The sequence below is a fragment of the Pandoraea sp. NPDC090278 genome, assembly GCF_044772185.1.
Taxonomy (GTDB): Bacteria; Pseudomonadota; Gammaproteobacteria; order Burkholderiales; family Burkholderiaceae; genus Pandoraea.
Genome location: NZ_JBIVYJ010000001.1, coordinates 1,643,361 through 1,660,826, shown reverse-complemented (window position 1 = coordinate 1,660,826; position 17,466 = coordinate 1,643,361). Strand labels below are relative to the sequence as shown.

The following is a 17,466-nucleotide window of genomic DNA, read 5'->3' as shown; positions in this document are numbered from 1 at the left end:
AGATTTTCAAGATAACCCTAAAATTCGTAATCTCGTCTGGACATACTCTCGGACGGTGAAATTCGTAGGGATGCCGTACCACCCCCTATCCTCTTTTTTGCCACTTTCCTCGTATAGGGCGACATAGCGCTTGTATCCCTTGGCTGCTTCGCTAGCAGATTTAGTAGCAATTCCGTGTTTTCGGAGTCCGGGGTCGTTCCACATCCCCCAGGCTACTGATGCGCGTTTCTCGTCGTGCGCTGTGCTTTCTTCGAATTTGTAGGATCCATTTCTATTGAGGCGAAGGCAATTTGTGATCCCAAGAACGTCAACTGCACGCATAAAATACGATAATCTGTCATCGTATCCATTAAATCCGCCATTGATTTTTCGTGTTAACCATATAAAGTCATCGCCATCGCCATCGCTGATGGGGATGAGGGAGCTATTAATGCTGTAAAACCAAGCGGCAGAAAGCATGGCGTGTGGCGATTGAGAAAGTTTATTCATTGCGTCGGTGTTGGAGGTGAAATCCTCGCCGGAATATTCTTCATAAGCTTTATAGTTATTCTCAAATGTGAGTTGCAGTAATCCTCTGCCTCTCCAAGGATCATATGGAAGTGACCCTCTGCCCGATGATTCCACTGTTGCACTAAACTCTGCGCTTTCGTGTAATATTTGCGCCAAAAAATGCGCTCTCGATATGCACGAATTAAAGTGGAAATCATTGAATGCTGTATTGAGCGATTCGATGTAGCTGTCTAGGCGGTCTTGTCTTGCATGCGAAGCGATTCGCCGTAGCTGTGTGACGGACATCTCTCTGCCGTTGCACTGGCAGTCTGCTGCCGTCTGAAAATTCGCCGCCAGCGCAATCGGATTAATGTGGAACACGGAATTCGCCGGAAACCCCGGGACCTTCCTGCTGACGTCCTCCCACCAAACCAGCTTCTCGATGCGCTTCTTTTCCTCGGCGGATTTGGCCGATGGACCTGTTTTCGCTTCTAGGGCAGCAAATAGCGCGGTCCATCTGGAGGGAATCGACCACTCACTCTCGTGCTTGACGATCAGTCGCGATGCGGCGCGCATAGACCATGGGGAGCGCTCCGTACTGCTTGAAACGGGCATGTGGGTCAAGTCAAACGCGGCTCGTTCTCCGTTGCCCGTCTTGAAGATGGCGTCGTGTACCTTTTGCATAAGCGGGCTGAGCTTGGCTCGCGCACCCACGCCCGGCGTGTCTGGTGCCGCCGCATATTCAACCCAACTTGCAGCGTCGGTGAAAATCGTACGGGACGTATCGTGATCGGCTGCGATGCACTCGAAGTCAGCCCATTCCTGCGAAAACTCGAGCGTCACCTTCCCCGGCGAATGGTTGAAGTCGCGGACCCAACCTTCGATAGGCTGTCCACGCGAATCCGCGCTCTGGACGCGCCACCATGCGACCTTCCGACCAATACTGGCGTCGACTTTTGGCTCGGTATGCGTTCGCTCCTTGTCGCGACCTAGCGCCACCGTTGCGTAGGTCTGGACCACTTCTGTTTTGCCCGTCTGCGGTTCTGTCCCTTTGGGCTCACCGTTTCCCGGTCGCGCGTAGAGCACGGTGCCGGGCGCAACTCGCAAAATTGTTGGCTCGGAGGGCAATCCGAGCTTTGCCCAGTCCTTTGGATGGGCTCCATGACTGCGAACCCAATCGCGAGACTTGTTGATGTATGCACCGATGTCGCTTGCGGCGAACGTTTCGATGTGGACCTGGCTATTGGCACCAGACCCCGGTTCGAGCTTGTCGTAGCGTCCGAGATGGCCTACAAGATCACCGGCCTTGATCGGGACAGGCTTGCTGGGAAACTGTATGTTGTCGAAAACATCGCCCGGCATCATCTCTTGAACGAGCGGACCGCCGTTCTCCTCGCCTATGCAAATCCACCCGCCGGTTATCGTGTCCAACGTCGCATGTTCTCCCTCACGACGAGCAATAATTGTCTTTCCTTGGAGGTCTACCGTCTTGAGCTTTGCCCAGCCATCCTTGGGCGTCTCCAGAGTCACGCGTGCGCCCTGGGGCAGGATGGCGAGAGCACGGCCATTGGCCCGAGCGCGTACCCGCAGACCGCGCTGCGATGTATCGGGCAACTGACCTTGTTTGCCTTTTTCGGGGGAATCCTGTGCGTATTGCGAGACTTCCCACTGCTGCGGCCAATAGGCCGGCTTTGCCCAAGACGAATGCTCCCGTTTCAGGTAATCGTCGTAGGCCATCAAGTGCATGTACAGGCTGAGGAACTCGAGCGTTTGGTTCTTCGGAAACTCCATCTTGTGCCGCACAAGCGCGAAACCGGTACTGTATTGCGCCGCTGTCGTCTCGGATCCTCCACCCTCGGGGCGTTCGCTTGTCAGGTTGCGTTGATTGAACCGGTAGGCAACGACTTCGCCATCGGCAATGCATCGCACGCCAGCGGCAAGATCCAACTGGCGTCCGAAGCCTGCAGCCGTGACGTGAATCCCACCGTGCCACATGCCAAACCGACCGACGAGATAGGCACCGGACGACTCGCCACTGAGTAGCCCTTGGTAGATTTCGTGTTCGTCGGAGAATTGAGCCGGCGAGCTATTTCCAGCGTTTCCCTTTTTTTGGAAGGGGAAAGCAAACGGAAGAGGCTTCACTTTTGTGTCGTTGCCTGATGCAGGGCCAACTGCAGGTACTGAAGAATTCGTTGTCATGCCTGTGTGTTACTCAGAAATACTGACGTTCGTTTGGCGCTTGAGCGGCTCAGGTTGCGAGGCAGTCCAGGAGGTGAACCTGAACGAGCCGCCTTCTGGTGAGAGCACGCTCAGATCTCCGTGCAGGTTGATCTCCCCAGCAGGACTACCCATCACAATCTTCCCGCCTGACAATTTGATATAGGCCCCCGAACCATCGCCAATCGTCACGCACTTCTTGCCCGTGAGCAGGAGCTGACCGTCGGCCGAACTGACGGACATGTCGCGCAATGCCTGCAACTCCATGGCATCCGACTGTGCCTCGATCTGAACCTTGCCTTTGGCGGCGAACAGACGAATGCCGAGCTTGCCGGCGAGGAACGACAGTGCCTCGCCAGCGGCAACGGTGATCCGCTTCATGACACCGATGTCGATCCCATCGCCCGCCGTCACAAACATCTGCTTCTGAGCGGCGAGCTGCATGTCGCGCCCGCTGGTGACACCGACACCTTCCGGTGCACTCGCCACAATGGCAGGGCGTTGCAACTGACTCAGATGCTGCTCAATCAGTACGCGTTGCGCGTCGACGTCGGCCAGCACTGCGTTAGCGGCAGATGCCACGGTGTTGAGGGAGCTCAGAATCTGTTGCGCTTGACTGAGCGTTTGATCGGCAATCGGCATGGCCAGATGCTGCCCCGTAGCACCCGCTTGCGCCTCGGCGGAGAGCAACAAGCCCTTGGCGCCACGTGCTGCAGCGTACCCGTCGGTTCGAAGCTCGGCCCCCGTGCCGCGGACCTTCGCTTCCAGATCCACCATATGCCCAAGATTCAACTCACTGGCCTGGTAAGGCGTCGAGAGATGAACGTGCTCTGAGCCGCGCAGATCTTCCATGCGCTGCACGTTGCCTGCTGCGGTGGTGATCAGGTTGCGCGTCTTGTTCTTGCTGGTGACGAGGTCGGCCTGCTCGCTGTTGTGCATCGCGCCGATGATGACGGGGCGATCCGGGTCTCCGTTGGTGAAGCTCAACGCAACTTCGGCACCATCGATCAGAGGGAAGTGATGCCCGTACTTGCCGCCGCTGTAGGGCTTGGCCATGCGCACGGGGCGGCTGGTACCGCCCGGGCTCCATGCATCCAGATCGAACGGCAGCTTCACGACATAGCGACCATGCTCGTCGAGGTAGGCGTACTGATAGCTGTTCGGGGAGGTAATGCGAGCAGGCAATATGCCGTCAACAACCGGCTGAGTGATCGCATCGAGGTGAGTCCGCCACACACGCTCCGACGGAATCCCCTCGAACGCGGTCCAGAACGCTTCGCTGCGGCTGCCACGCGACTTGATCGACGTCACGAAGATGCCGTGCTTCGCGTCGCCGGGTTTCGGCTCGACGCCCAGCACCTCACCCGTTTCCAACCAGAAGGGATTGCCCGTGCCGGAAAACGTCAGCTGACGCGCGAGGTGTGCCTCGTGACGAATTCGCGCAATGCGATCACCTTCTTCCGGTGTCTCGTAATGCTCACCCGAGTGATAGTCGATCGCGTTGGTCGTGTCGTCATCGCGCACGGCGCTTTGCTCGACGAGCAACGAGGTATCAGCCGCACGATGATTGTAATCATGCAGACGGACTGCCTCGGGCACGCGACGCGTACGCTTGTGCAGTGTCTTGATGGATTCGGCGCTGCTAGATTCCAAGCCGCCGTCGGGAACATATGGCAGTGAGCGCTGCTTGCGCGCATAGGCGTCAACGTCATCGCCAAACACGATGACCGCTCGGTCCTCATGCTGTTCAAACCGGAACCACACGCCTTCCTGCGCGCACAGGCGCTGAATGAAGGCGATTGTGGTCTCGCGGTACTGTGTGACGTACTCGCGCCGCTTGTAGTCCTGGTCGCGCAACTTGAAGATGAAATCGACACCGGCAGCGTACTCCTCGTGCCGCAGGATCGAGGTGACGATCTCCTCGAAGTTCTGCTTCTGGAAGAGCCGCGTGGACACCGCCCGATTCAGGTCGGCCAGAGTGGGTTCGAGCACGACGCGATAGCGTGTCTGATCGGGCGTCATCTCGAATTCCTCAAACTCCGTAATCAGACCGTGAATGGTGTACGCCGGTGATTGCAGACTCGCTGCCGCCTGCGCGAACGCTTTTTCGTATGCATCCGGGCCGACCGGCTGAATGCTGAAGCGAGCCGGTCGTCCCAGCACGGATGCCATTGGGATGCCGGCAGCGGGGCTTGTGAATTCAATCTCATAGCGGTAGAGCTCGCTGATCCGGTCGGATCCCGTGAACTTCAATACCGAGAATGGCGCCGCCTCGGGGTGGGGCGCCAGTTTCAATTCATAAGCCTGAGTGGGCAATATCGACACGTCAGCTCTCTTGCAAAAAAAGGCAGGTACGAACAGCTTCACGGCATGCCAACTGACATGCCGTGAAGCCTATGTGGTCAAGCGGGACTTACCCCTTCGCCTTCGGCAACTGCGACACCAAAGAAAGACCGATATCCATGCCTTCCACCTGGAAGTGCGGCACGATGAAGAGCTTCGTACGGAAGAAACCTGGGTTGTCGTCGATGTCTTCGACGATCACCTTCGCTTCACGCAGCGGATGTGACGCTTGCAACGCATCACTCGGGTCGTTCATTTCCGTCACGAGCCCCTTGATCCAGCTGTTCATCTCGAGCTCCAGCACACGACGGTCCTTCGTCATGCCGATGTTTTCTCGCTGAATCAGTTTCAGGTAGTGGGCGATTCGCGAGAGCAGGAAGATGTACGGCAGGCGCGCGTTGATACGGCTATTGGCCGTGGCTTCCTTCGTCTCGTACAGCGCGGGTTTCTGCGTCGAGCTTGCCGAGAAGAAGCACGCGAAGTCGTGGTTCTTGTAGAACGACAGCGGAATGAAGCCGAGATTGGCGAACTCGAATTCGCGCGTCTCCGGAATCAGTACCTCGGTCGGGATCTTCGGTTGCACACCGGTGCCCAGGTCGTACAAGTGCACCGGCAGGTCATCCACGCGACCACCGGCCTGCGGGCCGCGGATCTGCACGCACCAACCGTTGTTCATGAAGCTGCGCACCATATTGGCCGCGAACGCAAACGACGCGTTGACCCACAGGTACTTGTCGTGGTCCGGTCCCTTGACGGCTTCCTCGTAGTTGAAAGCACGCACTGGCGTGGTGTCGCGGCCGTACGGCAAGCGACCCAGCGTGCGCGGCATGGTCAGCCCCACGTAACGCGCATCGTCCGTCTCACGGAAGCTCTTCCACTTGATGAACTCCGCCCGGTCGAGATAGTTGCCGATGTCCTGAATGGCGGCGACTTCCTCCATCGTCTTCTTGCCGAAGAATGCCGCGCCGACCGACCCGATAAACGGCATGTGCGCGGCCGCTGCAACCTTAGAGATATTGCGCAGCAGTGCCACGTCCATCGGCGAGTTCTCGAACTCAAAGTCGCTGATCATGGCGCCAATGGGTTCACCACCCGGCGTGTCGTATTCGTCAACGTAGGTCTTGCGATACAGGCCGCTTTGAATGAGCTCCGGCGCGTCGTCGAAGTCCTGCTGCAACGCCGCTTTCGAAACGTCGAGCACTTCGATCTTCACGTTCTTGCGGAAGTCTGTGCGCGAGACCAACATCTTGAGCCCGCGCCAACGGCCTTCGAGCGCTTGGAATTCCTGCGCATGCATCACAGCGTCGAGCTGACGGCTGATCTGGCGATCCAGTTGGCCGATGTGGAAGTCCAGCAACGACTTATCCAGACGGTCGACCCCTTGGCTGGATTTCGACACCAGTTCGAGAAATGCGCCCATGCCGCGAGCGATACGCTCGTCAGCCGACGCTTCAGCGAGCATGTCGTTATCGCGAAAGGCTTCAATCGGACGCGCTTGCGTCACGGGCTGGAGGTTGATCTTGCTGCACAGCGAGGCATACACGCTGTCGTGGGCAGCCTTGGGCGTGTCATGAGCGTCCAGCGCCACTGCCTTGGGCGCGGCTTGTTGCGATTCCTTCGACTTCATTTCGGTTTCCGCCTGCGTTCGTGGATTGACTTGATGGTGAGATGCGGTGAGCGCCCGTTAAGGCGCCTCGCGCTCAGGCGTGGCCTTCGGGCTGTGTGGCGGCCGTGGCGATTTGAGCCAGCTCTCCACGCAGCTTGTCGGACAGGCGCTTGTCCTTGAGCACCTTCTCGAACTCGCGGCGGAATCCGGTGTTGTCGAGCAGATTGGATTTGAGATCGCGCAGCAGATTGCGCATGGCAAGCAACGCTTGCAGTTCCGGAATCTGACGAGCGACCTGCTCCGGCTCAAAGTCTTTCATCGAACGGAATTGCAGGCTCACCGGCATATCCGAGTCGTCACTGGCGAGCGTATTGGGGGCGGCGAATTTGAGGTCTGGCGCGTAGTCGGCGAGCACCGCATCGAAGTTGTTCTTGTCGATGTTGACTTTGTCGCGCTCGGCAAGCGGGGCCTGCTCGCGACCGGCACTGAAATCCCCGGCCACCAGCATCTTTAGCGGGAGTTCGACCTTCTTCTGGGCACCACCGGTGTGCAGGTCAAGAGTGATCGATATACGGTTGCGCGGAATTTCTCTTTGAAAGCTGTCCAATTTACTCACTTTCCATTTCGGCGTTGATGAATGCCATCGCTTGATGCGGACTGCTGAGCGATTAGGCGAGAGAAAGGAAAGCTATGTAACACGCTCAATTTGTTGGAGTCAAAAAGCGAAGCGGTTAGTGCAATTCGCCTAAGTGCTCACTATTTGGGAGATTGCTCATTGACGCTTAATGGATGAATTTTTTCTTAAAATGAAGTCGTTGTCAGATCTCTATGTCCGGGAAGGGGTTTGCGCAAATTTCGATACCGATCAACGCTGTATTGTCGATATCAAAAAATGAGAAAACTAGATATAGGATAAAACTTATTTTCAAGTTTTTTTGTAGTTCCATTTTGATCGATTGTTTGGGTTTTTAGACTTGTTTTTGATCGGCATCTGTTTAGAATTCGCCGCCTTAGGTGAACGGCTCTAGGGCAATTTTGATGCGCATCGAAAAACCGCTTTGGCACGAAGGGCTGATTCTCTCGCCCCAGCATTTTCAGCAGCAGGATCGTTGGGCCGGATTCTCGCTTCAGCAGATCATTGGTGGCACGCTGACGTGTCCATGGGGAACGCTCGATGTGGAAGTGGATGAGCAGGCGCTCGAGGCGGGGCGGCTCAAGCTCAGCCGTCTCAAGCTTCGATTTCCCGACGGGACGCCGATCGACACCACGCTCGCAGACACATTGCCCGTAGCGCGTGATCTTTCGCATGGGCTAGCCCCCGACATTCAATCGCTCACCGTGCTCGCTGCCTTAGCGCTGCCGGACGCCAATGGCTCGAACTGCCAACTCGAAGCCACACCTTCCTCGCGCCCACGTCGTTCATTGCGCGACTACGTCAAAGTCATCGACCAGTTCGGTACCGAGTCGACAGAGATTGCGGCAGAGCGACACGCGGTGCGATTGCTGTTCGACTTCGAGTCTCACGCGGATGACACGGTGTGTGCCATTGCGCGTCTCTCACGCGCTGCCAGCGGGCAGTTCCGTGTCGACCGCGAGTTCGTACCGCCTTGCCTCGCGCTCGCTGGCCACATACGACACGTTGAGCGGATGGGGCGAATCGGGGACATCCTGCACGCCAAAAGCCTGACGCTCGGTACACGGCGCAGCGAACGGCTCGACCAGGTGGCGCAGATCACTGAGTACGGCGTGGCTGACGTCCAACTTTTCTGGCTGCTTCACTCAATTCACCAGGCGTGGCCTCAACTCAGGCACTTTGCGCGTTACCCGAACCGTCCTCCCGAAGCCCTGTATGTCACGTTGGCACAGTTGACGAGCACGCTGATGACGTTTTCGACGCAAGCGCACATTGGAGAGATCCCCGAGTACGACCACGAACGCGCCGATGAGGTGTTTGCCACACTCGAATCAATCATTCGCGAATTGCTGGACGCGATCATTCCGTCGCGCGTCGTGCCGATCGGGATGCAGCGAAAGTCTGCGTCCACCTGGACGGGGCAGATTCTGGACGAGCGGATTGTCGAAGGAGCCGTTGACTGGTACGTGTCGGTCAATGCGCCGATGCAGGCGGCGGATATTACGCAGCACTTCCCACGACTGTGCAAGATCGGTGCGCCGGATGATGTCGAGCGCATTGTGAATTCCGCGCTGCCGGGCGTTCCTGTCAGTGCAGTCCAGCGTGTGCCGTCTGCGATCCCGGTGCGCCTGGACAACCAATACTTCGCGCTCGATGGTGCGAGCGAAGCGCTCTCCCGCATGCTGGCGGCGCGGGCGTGTCAAATCTATTTGCCGGTGTCCCTTGCGGAAGCGTCGGTGGAACTCTATGCGGTGCTGCGCTCATGACCTCGACTGTAATTGAACCTGCTGGCACGGAATCGTCTGACGTTTCAACGGCATCAGCGAATGTGACACCCTCGAGACTGCCCGCTATTCGGCCGTTCGTGCGCGACGCAGCGTTGCTGGTTGCAACACTCGCCGCCGGGGGCAAAGCGCCGGATCCCATTGGGCTGGCTCAACGTGCTGCGGAACTACTGGACGCGTTCGACGCAGCACTCCTGCAGACTGGGATCGACGAGCAGGTCAGAACGGACGCAAGCGTGGCGCTATGTGCATTGCTGGACGAGACTGCGTTGCGCCATATGGACGAAAGGGACCGTGCGGCCTGGGAGCTCTCGCCATTACAGGTGCAGCGCTTTGGGGTTCACGATGCGGGCGAGCGCGTGTTCACCCGCCTGGATACGTACCTCGCCATGTCAACCACAGCAGTGGAAATTTTCGAGTTCTACAGCGCCATATTGGGCCTCGGATTTGTCGGGCGATACATTCTGCTCGGCGACGCTGAGCGACGCAAGCTGATGACGGTGGTGGACAAGCGAATTGCTCAGCACCGTCCACATGTGCACCCATCGTTCGTCGTCGAGCGGACAAGCCGACGTTTTTTAGATCGGCTCTTCCATCTGTCGCCATGGATGATTGCAGGATTGGCGTGTCTGGTGGCCGTTCTTGTCTGGGGCGGCTGGAACGCAGCGCTCGACGCGCAGGTATCTCACCTGGAATCCACGCAGGGAAGGGCGGTGCCCGGTGCCACGGGGAGCGTCGGTGAGTAACTTGCGCTCGGTGTGGCCGTCAGCGTACCCACATCGCACTATTGCGATGCTGGCCACAACGCTCCTGCTGTCCGTGCTTTGGTTACTCAGCCCGATAGTCCCAGCGTTGTCGATCCTGCTCACGGTGGTGATCGTTGGCGTTGCGTTCCTATTCCTTTGGCTGCGTGCCAAGGGATCGTCTACGCCGCACGACGAGGCGGCGGGGGAGCTCGAGGCGTCCTTACGCTCGGCGCTTGGTTCCGCCACGGGTGACTCGCTTGCCTGTACGCCGGTCTTGCTCGTTGTGGGGGACGGTCTCGACGCCATTTTCGACCGGAGCAGTCGCAATAATTTCGTCCGGCACGCGGGCGGTGCCATCTGGCTGCGCGTGGACAATCCCGCAGATCTGCCTCGACTCGTGCGTGCAACCTCGCGATGGCGAGGCGGCGTCGTACCTGACGGTATCGCCATCACTGTATCTCCCGCGCTCCATTCGGATACGGACGCACTGGAACAAATGCTGCGTGGCGTGCGTCAGGCTTGCGCCGATGCGTCGCGGATTGTCGGCCATGGACTTCCCGCATACGTTGCCATCTATCAACGCCTGTCTCCCGTAACCTCCGATAGCGAGCCGCAATGGTTTGGGACTGCCTCGCAGGGTGCAGAAATTGATGCATCGCGGTTGGAGGGCGTTGTGGTGGCGGCAGAGCAGGCCGCGCAGCGCTCGGAAGGCGCCGTAGCGGCGGTGCATCGCGCGGCTGCCATGGCGTCAATCGTGCCTTGGTCGGTTCGCGTCATTCGGGAAGTGCTGACGGGGGGCGATGTGCCCACGCGTCGCGTGAATGTTCGGGGGATTGCATGGGCTGATTGCGGCCCTGCGCTCCATTGGGAGCGCCCTTGGGAGCGAAGTGCGGCAGCGCATACCCGCGTACGGATTGCAGGCGCACCGGCGACCCCCCAGCCATGGCCATTGCCTATCCCTTTTGCAGACGCGATTCGCCCCCGTGCGCATTTGTCTGTGTTCTCACGAACCGTGCTTCACATGCTGACACTGACCGCTTGCACCGCCGCGCTCGCCTTTTGGGCGGTGGGCAAGAACAACGAGTCCTTGCTTCAGCGTGTCGAGACCCATCTCCAGCGATACGCCGCCGTTGAGCAGGCGCACGCCGCAGAAAAGCGCGACGCGCTGAAAACACTGGTCGACGATCGCGATCAGATCGATCGTTACGACCGTCTTGGCGTGCCGTTGCGGCTGTCATTCGGTCTTTATCACGGGGCGCACCTGGTCCCGCCGCTGGGGCGTGCCATTGCCTCCTACGTGCCACCAGCCGCACCACCTGCGGTCATCACGCTCGACAGCATGTCGCTATTTGACACCGGCAAAGCGTCACTCAAGGCGGGCTCGACCAAGCGCATGGTCGATGCCGTTGAGATGATCAAGGCGCATCCCGACAAGCGCGTGCTTGTCGCAGGCTACGCGGACAACGTCGGATCTGCCGATTTCAACCTGAAGCTCTCGAACGCGCGAGCCGAAGCCGTGCGCGACTGGCTGGCAGAGGCGTCGGGCATTGCTTTGACGCAGTTCGCGATTCAAGGCTACGGCGAGACACGTCCGATTGCGAGCAATGAGACCGATGCCGGGCGCACCAGGAACCGGCGTGTCGAGATCACATTGGTGCCCGACGCCGGAACCTGATTCCCGTAGATGTGTCCCCGAACCCGCCGGGTTTCGGGATTGAACCGCCCGAAGGCATGTCCTTCGGGCACTTGTTGCAGCAACCAAGGAGCAATGCATGGCAATTCCTGGCTACATGTTTTTGACTGACGACGCAGGCAAGAAGATCGACGGTTCGGTGACGGTCGGTGGCCGCGAGGGCAGCGTGGAACTCGTGGCGTATGAGCACGACGTCTACATCCCGACCGACGGCAATACCGGCAAGCTCACGGGCACGCGCGTGCACAAGGCGTACCGTCTTACCAAAGCCAAAGACAAATCCACGCCGGAGCTCTACAAGGCTCTGACGTCGGGCAAGACGCTTCAGACGGTCACGATCAAGGAATACGAGATCGACAGCGCGGGCAAGGAAGAGGAGTATTTCACGACCGTGATGGAGAACGTCAAGGTCGTGAGCGTGAAGGCCAAGATGCTCGACATCAAGGATCCGGCCTATGAGAAGCACAACCACCTCGAAGACGTGGAACTGCGCTACGAAACCATCCAGTGGAAGTACGCCAACGGCAACATCCAGCACAAGGATTCGTGGAATGAGCGCGGCGGCAAGGCTGCCTGATGTTGTAACGCGTGTCGTAACGCGTTAGCGAACGGCTGGTTACCGGTGCGGCCGTATGGGCGCACCGGTTCGGTCATCTTCCCCGCCCCTCGGAATACTCCCCCGGTTCGACATGACCTCTCGCGATACCCCCTACCTGCTGCAACACCTGAACACCCATTGCGCGACAGCGCTCGAATCCGCCGCAAGTCTTTGCAGAATGCGACTCGCCGATGAAATTACTGTCGAACATTGGCTGTTGAAGCTCCTGGAGGCAGGGGACGGAGACATTCCCGAGATCCTGCGTCACTACGGCATCGAAGCGGAGACCGTCTGGGACGCGTTGATGACTGCAATCGACCGCGCACCGCGCAATTTGCGAGACAAACCAGCATTGTCACCACAACTGGCTGCCGTGTTGTCTGACGCGTGGACGCATGCCAGTGCTGAAGGCACTGACGTGTCGATTCGCTCAGCCAACGTGCTTCAAGCGATTGTTGATGCGCCGCACGTTCTGCGTGCACGAGGCGCATGGCCGCTACTGAGTGTGAGCAGCGCGCAAATCGCAAGACTTCTCCTGCGGCTTGGCGACCGGACCTGTGAGAAGCAGTCGACACTTGATTCTGCGCCTCTGAGCGTTGGAGACTCGCCGGTGGCGGAGAGTGCCGGTACTCGTGACAAAAAGATCCCGGTGACGAACGTGACCGCTGGCGCATCCGTGCCGTCGCAGTCCGACGCCTTGACTCGCTATGCAATCGACCTGACCGAAAAGGCCAAGGAAGGCAAAATCGACCCGGTTTTCGGCCGCGACCGCGAGATTCAGCAAATGGTCGACGTGCTGGCCAGACGTCGCAAGAACAACCCGATTCTGGTGGGCGAACCGGGCGTGGGTAAGACGGCGCTGGTCGAAGGGCTCGCACTGCGCGTGGCCAATGGGGATGTGCCGAACGTCATCCGAAACGTGCGCGTTCTGACGCTCGATCTCGGATTGTTGCAGGCGGGGGCCGGGGTCAAGGGCGAATTTGAGCAGCGGCTCAAGACCGTCATCGAGGAGGTGCAGGCTTCCAGCGTGCCTGTTTTGCTGTTCATCGACGAGGCGCACACGCTCATCGGAGCTGGCAATGCCGCTGGCGGTGCCGATGCAGCCAACCTGCTCAAGCCCGCGCTGGCGCGTGGCGAGCTGCGCACCATTGCCGCGACGACGTGGGCCGAGTACAAGGAATTCTTCGAGCGGGACGCCGCGCTTGAGCGTCGCTTTCAGATGATAAAAGTCGACGAACCTGACGACGACACCGCATGCCTGATGCTGCGCGGGCTCAAGGCGCGCTATGCATCGTTTCATCAAGTCCATATTCGCGACGAAGCGCTGGTCGCTGCGGTAAAACTCTCGCGCCGCTATATTCCGGCACGTCAGTTGCCGGACAAGGCCATCGACTTGATCGATACGGCGGCGGCGCGGGTCCGTATGAGTCTGGATACGGCGCCGGTCGAATTGCAGCGAGGGATCGCCACCGTGAGTGCGCTGGAAATCGAACAGGCAGCGTTGACGGCGGATGTGGTCGAGGGCATTGGTGTGGCCGATGGGCGGCTCGATGCCACTGAGCAGGCGCTGAAGACTGCGCGTGCGCACGTCGAAACACTCACGGCGAATTATGCGAAGGAGCAACGACTCGCCGTCGCCGTGCTCAAGCACCGCGACGCCCCTCCTGCCGAGCGCGACGGGAATGCGCTGTCGCATGCATGTGTTGCGTTTGCCGAGGCGCAAGGGCAGATACCACTCGTGTGCGTTGATGTGGATGCGCAGTCCGTTGCGCGCGTGGTTGCGGAATGGACGGGGGTTCCGGTCGGGAATCTGGTGTCGGACGAGGTGAATAATCTGTTGTCGCTAGAAGCGCGACTTGCCGCTCGTGTGGTCGGCCAGAACGAAGCTGTCGAGGCAATCGCGGAGAACCTTCGCACAGCTAAGGCAGGGCTGAGCGCCGAACACGCGCCGTTGGGCGTGTTTCTGTTGGCCGGGCCGTCGGGCGTCGGAAAGACGGAGACAGCGTTGGCGCTTGCCGACGTGCTCTTTGGGGGCGCTGCCGCGCTGACCACGATCAACATGTCGGAATATCAGGAGGCTCACACGGTCTCTCAGTTGAAGGGCTCGCCGCCGGGCTATGTCGGCTATGGCCGGGGTGGGGTGCTGACTGAGGCCGTGCGTCAACGTCCGTACTGTGTGGTGTTGCTCGACGAAGTCGAGAAAGCGCACCGCGACGTTCTGAACATGTTCTATCAGGTTTTCGACCGTGGCAGCATGCGCGATGGGGAAGGGCGTGAGATCGATTTCCGCAATTGCGTGATTTTGATGACGTCCAATCTGGGGAGTGCCACGATCGAGGCGACCACCGAAGAGAATCCAGACATCGCGCACGGTGCGTTGCTCGATGCAGTGCGTCCGGAGTTGGTCGCTCATTTTCAGCCGGCGCTGTTTGCACGTTTTCAGACGGTGCTTTACCGCCCTCTGACCGGGGAGGCGCTGTGCTCGATTGTGGAGAAGAAATTTGAAAAAGTGGCCGCCCGGGTTGCTTCACAGTACGGCTCCATGTTCGCGGTGGACGAAGCGCTGGTGCAGAAAATTGCGCAGGATTGCGGCAGCTTTCAATCCGGTGCGCGAAGCATCGATGCGCTGATGAATCGGCGGATTCTGCCATCCATTGCGCGTGAGCTGTTGGTCCACACGGCGCACGGCGATGTGCCGAAGTCCATTTCGCTGAAACTGGCGGCCGATGGCCAGATCGATATCGACTTCGTCCACGATGGGCGTAACAGCCAAGATCGGGTGGCTGAGTCGGTGGACAACGCGTGACGGCGGGGCCATCGCTTTACGACGTCTTGTTGGGACACATTGACGGGGAGCCGATCGCTGCCCATGACGACAAGACGCTCGAAATACTGAGCGTACAGCGTAACGTGCATCGCATTCTTAATACCCGTGCTGGGGCGATGAAACATCTGCCGGACTACGGGTTGCCAGACCTGAGCCGAATCTATCGCGTGCTTCCCGCATCGGCGACTGAAATTCAGGCGCAGTTGGAGAGGACATTGCTTGCCTATGAGCCTCGGATCAAGGCCGTAGAGATCGCGTCCGTGAACGACGCCGATCCAGGTGTCCTGATAAGTTTCGAAATGACGTGCTATCTGAGGAAGACTGGATTGGTTCGTTTCGGCACCTATTTCGAGCCTCGTGGGCACGTGAGACTGGTCAGACGGCGTGACGGGATGTGACGCCGCCCTTGTTGAGACAAGATTGCACTGTCAAAACGCGGAACTGAACACCTAGCAAGTGGGCGGTGAGCGATGTTCGCAAGCCGCCCACCGCGCAAATGAGGGATGCTCATCGTCCCTTATCAACAGGCAAGAGGCGGGCGACACGACACACACGCGTGTACCCATCTCGCTGCACCACGATGACTACTCCCTCGCTGCAATCCATTCACTATCCGGTCGTCTTCACGGAGTCGTCGTGCGAGCCGATGAAATGCCAAACGCCTTGCGGATCCGAAATACCGCACAGCGTGCGCGAATCACGGACGCTCGCTGACATCCTTGGTCCGACGTCCGAGCGTGGCTCACACGGGGAGGGCGACGCTGGGGCGGTATTCGATGATCCTCAGACTCCCGGATTTGTCATCAAGGTCTCACATGCCGGGGCGACCGACGTAGACGCCGAGTTGGCGGCTGTGCAATGGAGTGCGGAAAAGTGGACGCGGTTCTACGGCCACGGCAGCGCGGAACCGTTCGTTACTGCGGACCATCGTGTTTGCGTGCGGCTGAAAAAGATTCCGGGGCAGCCGATGCACAAGATTTGGCCGTCCGAGTACGGCACGTCGAAGCACGACATCATGCTCTCCATCGACTTGCTGCAAGGGCGACTCATCGATGTTGGCCTTCGGCACGAGGATATTTCCACGAGCAACGTGCATTTCGACCTGGAAACGAAATGCTTCTGGCCGACCGATTTCGACACTGCCTCGACGTTCACATCTTCTGAGATGACGCCGGAGGCGGCATCGCCCGGCCCGCTGGCGTCTGACCACAAGATGTTTTCATCGCTGCGCAAGCGCGTGGCTGCGCTCATGGACAGCCACGCCCCGGAGGTTGTCGAAACGTATGCCGTACTTTCCGAACTCATCGGTCCGGACGCCGTCGTCAGTCACGACTTGCAATGCGGACAGATCTTTCCCGATCCGAAAGACGATACGCGCGTGTACAAGCCGCTGTTCAAGTTCGAGTTTGACGATTTCGCGCCGGGCGTCGAAACAGGGCCGAAGGAATTGTCGCGGGCCGTCAATGAGAAGCGCATGTTCGAGCGCTACTACGGCGAGGGCTCCGCAGATTTGATACGCACGAGAAACGGCTACTACCTGCTGCACATGAAACGGGTGCCGGGCGTGACGCTCGATGCATCGGCACCGACGCCGCAGAGGGCCATCAAGCCGCCTATCGGCTGACGCGTTTGTTCTTGCGCTCAGTCCTTACGGAACAGTGACAGCAGGCCGTCGAGTCCTGCGTGGTTGAAGGCGACCGAGGCCTTCTCCCGCACCACCGGTTTGGCCCGGAATGCCACCGACAGGCCAGCGATGGCCATCATCTGAAGATCGTTCGATCCGTCCCCCATCACGATCGCCTGCGCAGGCGTCGCGCCGAACTGCGCCGCCACTTCGGCGACCGTGCGCGCCTTGACTTCCGCATTGACGATCTCGCCGAGCACGCGTCCGGTGAGCTTGCCGTCGACGATTTCCAACGTATTGGCGCGGGTGACGTCGAGATTCAGACGCGGCTTCAGACGATCCGTGAAGAACGTGAAGCCGCCCGAGACCAACAGCGTGCGAATGCCCAGTGCCTGAACGCCACGTAGCATTGATTCGGCACCCGGGGAAAGCTGCAAACGCTCCTCGTAGACTTTTTCAAGCGCACTGGCGTCAAGTCCCTTCAACAGCGCCACGCGTCGCGTCAGGCTTTCGTTAAAGTCCTTGATCTCACCGCGCATGGCGGCTTCGGTGATGGCCGAGACTTCCGCCTTCAGCCCGCAGTAGTCCGCAATTTCGTCAATGCACTCAATGGTGATGAGTGTCGAATCCATATCCATCGCAACGAGCTTGAAGTCCGTCAGTCGTCGCTGGCTGTCGACGATCGCGACGTCCACGCCGTATTGCTGCGCGAGCGCGTCGATCGCGCTTCTGAGGGCTGGCGTATCGGTGACGTCCCGAACGCGTGCAACCCCTTGTGCCATATCGAGAGCGCTGTGTGGGGCCAACGCCTGAATCGCCGCTTGCGGCACAGGCAGCGGTGCGTCTGCCGGTTGCGTTGCTGCGCCCGAGCCGGGGTTGGCGGCCGTGTGGGGTCCCAATATGAC

General features: G+C 59.2%; 12 protein-coding genes. 7 read left to right on the top strand and 5 right to left on the bottom strand.

Annotated elements, in window-relative coordinates; all coding sequences use genetic code 11:
• Window positions 1-6 precede the first annotated feature (6 nt).
• The 4 genes from ACIQWO_RS07035 to tssB all read right to left on the bottom strand — a co-directional run bounded on the left by ACIQWO_RS07035 (window position 7) and on the right by tssB (window position 7,262).
• A complete protein-coding gene (locus ACIQWO_RS07035) occupies window positions 7-2,688 on the bottom strand; it encodes a glycoside hydrolase family 19 protein (RefSeq protein ID WP_402821042.1) in 2,682 nt (893 codons plus the stop codon).
• Window positions 2,689-2,697: 9 nt separating this feature from the next.
• Window positions 2,698-5,031, bottom strand: a complete 2,334-nt coding sequence (locus ACIQWO_RS07030) for a type VI secretion system Vgr family protein (RefSeq protein WP_402821039.1) — start codon at window positions 5,029-5,031, stop codon at window positions 2,698-2,700.
• 88 nt (window positions 5,032-5,119) lie between these two features.
• Window positions 5,120-6,676, bottom strand: a complete 1,557-nt coding sequence (gene tssC, locus ACIQWO_RS07025; protein WP_402821036.1) for a type VI secretion system contractile sheath large subunit — start codon at window positions 6,674-6,676, stop codon at window positions 5,120-5,122.
• 73 nt (window positions 6,677-6,749) lie between these two features.
• Window positions 6,750-7,262, bottom strand: a complete 513-nt coding sequence (gene tssB / locus ACIQWO_RS07020; RefSeq protein ID WP_402821889.1) for a type VI secretion system contractile sheath small subunit — start codon at window positions 7,260-7,262, stop codon at window positions 6,750-6,752.
• Window positions 7,263-7,693: 431 nt separating this feature from the next.
• On the opposite strand from tssB, the gene tssK reads away from it, so the two are divergent.
• From tssK to ACIQWO_RS06985, 7 genes are all read left to right on the top strand, one after another.
• Window positions 7,694-9,055, top strand: a complete 1,362-nt coding sequence (tssK, locus tag ACIQWO_RS07015; RefSeq protein ID WP_402821034.1) for a type VI secretion system baseplate subunit TssK — start codon at window positions 7,694-7,696, stop codon at window positions 9,053-9,055.
• The gene (locus tag ACIQWO_RS07010) at window positions 9,052-9,819 is read left to right on the top strand and encodes a DotU family type IV/VI secretion system protein (RefSeq protein WP_402821031.1); all 768 of its coding nucleotides are present in this window, start codon (window positions 9,052-9,054) and stop codon (window positions 9,817-9,819) included. The genes tssK and ACIQWO_RS07010 overlap by 4 nt, the downstream gene beginning before the upstream one ends.
• 1,021 nt (window positions 9,820-10,840) lie before the next feature.
• A complete protein-coding gene (locus ACIQWO_RS07005) occupies window positions 10,841-11,494 on the top strand; it encodes an OmpA family protein (protein WP_402821028.1) in 654 nt (217 codons plus the stop codon).
• 97 nt (window positions 11,495-11,591) lie between these two features.
• Window positions 11,592-12,089, top strand: coding sequence for a type VI secretion system tube protein TssD (gene tssD / locus ACIQWO_RS07000; RefSeq protein ID WP_402821025.1), 498 nt, complete (start codon window positions 11,592-11,594; stop codon window positions 12,087-12,089).
• A 112-nt stretch (window positions 12,090-12,201) separates the two neighbouring features.
• Window positions 12,202-14,916 (top strand): type VI secretion system ATPase TssH, encoded by a 2,715-nt coding sequence (gene tssH, locus ACIQWO_RS06995; RefSeq protein WP_402821022.1) that lies wholly within the window; start codon window positions 12,202-12,204, stop codon window positions 14,914-14,916.
• Window positions 14,913-15,335, top strand: a complete 423-nt coding sequence (gene tssE, locus ACIQWO_RS06990) for a type VI secretion system baseplate subunit TssE (protein WP_402821020.1) — start codon at window positions 14,913-14,915, stop codon at window positions 15,333-15,335. The genes tssH and tssE overlap by 4 nt, the downstream gene beginning before the upstream one ends.
• Before the next feature lie 65 nt (window positions 15,336-15,400).
• Window positions 15,401-16,561, top strand: a complete 1,161-nt coding sequence (locus tag ACIQWO_RS06985) for a hypothetical protein (protein ID WP_402821018.1) — start codon at window positions 15,401-15,403, stop codon at window positions 16,559-16,561.
• A 17-nt stretch (window positions 16,562-16,578) separates the two neighbouring features.
• On the opposite strand, the gene serB is transcribed toward ACIQWO_RS06985, so the two are convergent.
• Complete coding sequence (serB, locus tag ACIQWO_RS06980; RefSeq protein ID WP_402821886.1) at window positions 16,579-17,343, bottom strand: phosphoserine phosphatase SerB; 765 nt, start codon at window positions 17,341-17,343, stop codon at window positions 16,579-16,581.
• Between the last annotated feature and the right edge of the window lie 123 nt (window positions 17,344-17,466).

Excerpts from the sequence above, each read along its gene's own strand:
- ACIQWO_RS07035 (WP_402821042.1), bottom strand. The coding sequence starts at position 2,688 with ATGACAACGAATTCTTCAGTACCTGCAGTTGGCCCTGCATCAGGCAAC.
- tssK (WP_402821034.1), top strand. The coding sequence starts at position 7,694 with ATGCGCATCGAAAAACCGCTTTGGCACGAAGGGCTGATTCTCTCGCCC.
- tssC (WP_402821036.1), bottom strand. The coding sequence starts at position 6,676 with ATGAAGTCGAAGGAATCGCAACAAGCCGCGCCCAAGGCAGTGGCGCTG.
- tssD (WP_402821025.1), top strand. The coding sequence starts at position 11,592 with ATGGCAATTCCTGGCTACATGTTTTTGACTGACGACGCAGGCAAGAAG.
- serB (WP_402821886.1), bottom strand. The coding sequence starts at position 17,343 with ATGGCACAAGGGGTTGCACGCGTTCGGGACGTCACCGATACGCCAGCC.
- ACIQWO_RS07005 (WP_402821028.1), top strand. The coding sequence starts at position 10,841 with ATGCTGACACTGACCGCTTGCACCGCCGCGCTCGCCTTTTGGGCGGTG.
- ACIQWO_RS07010 (WP_402821031.1), top strand. The coding sequence starts at position 9,052 with ATGACCTCGACTGTAATTGAACCTGCTGGCACGGAATCGTCTGACGTT.
- tssH (WP_402821022.1), top strand. The coding sequence starts at position 12,202 with ATGACCTCTCGCGATACCCCCTACCTGCTGCAACACCTGAACACCCAT.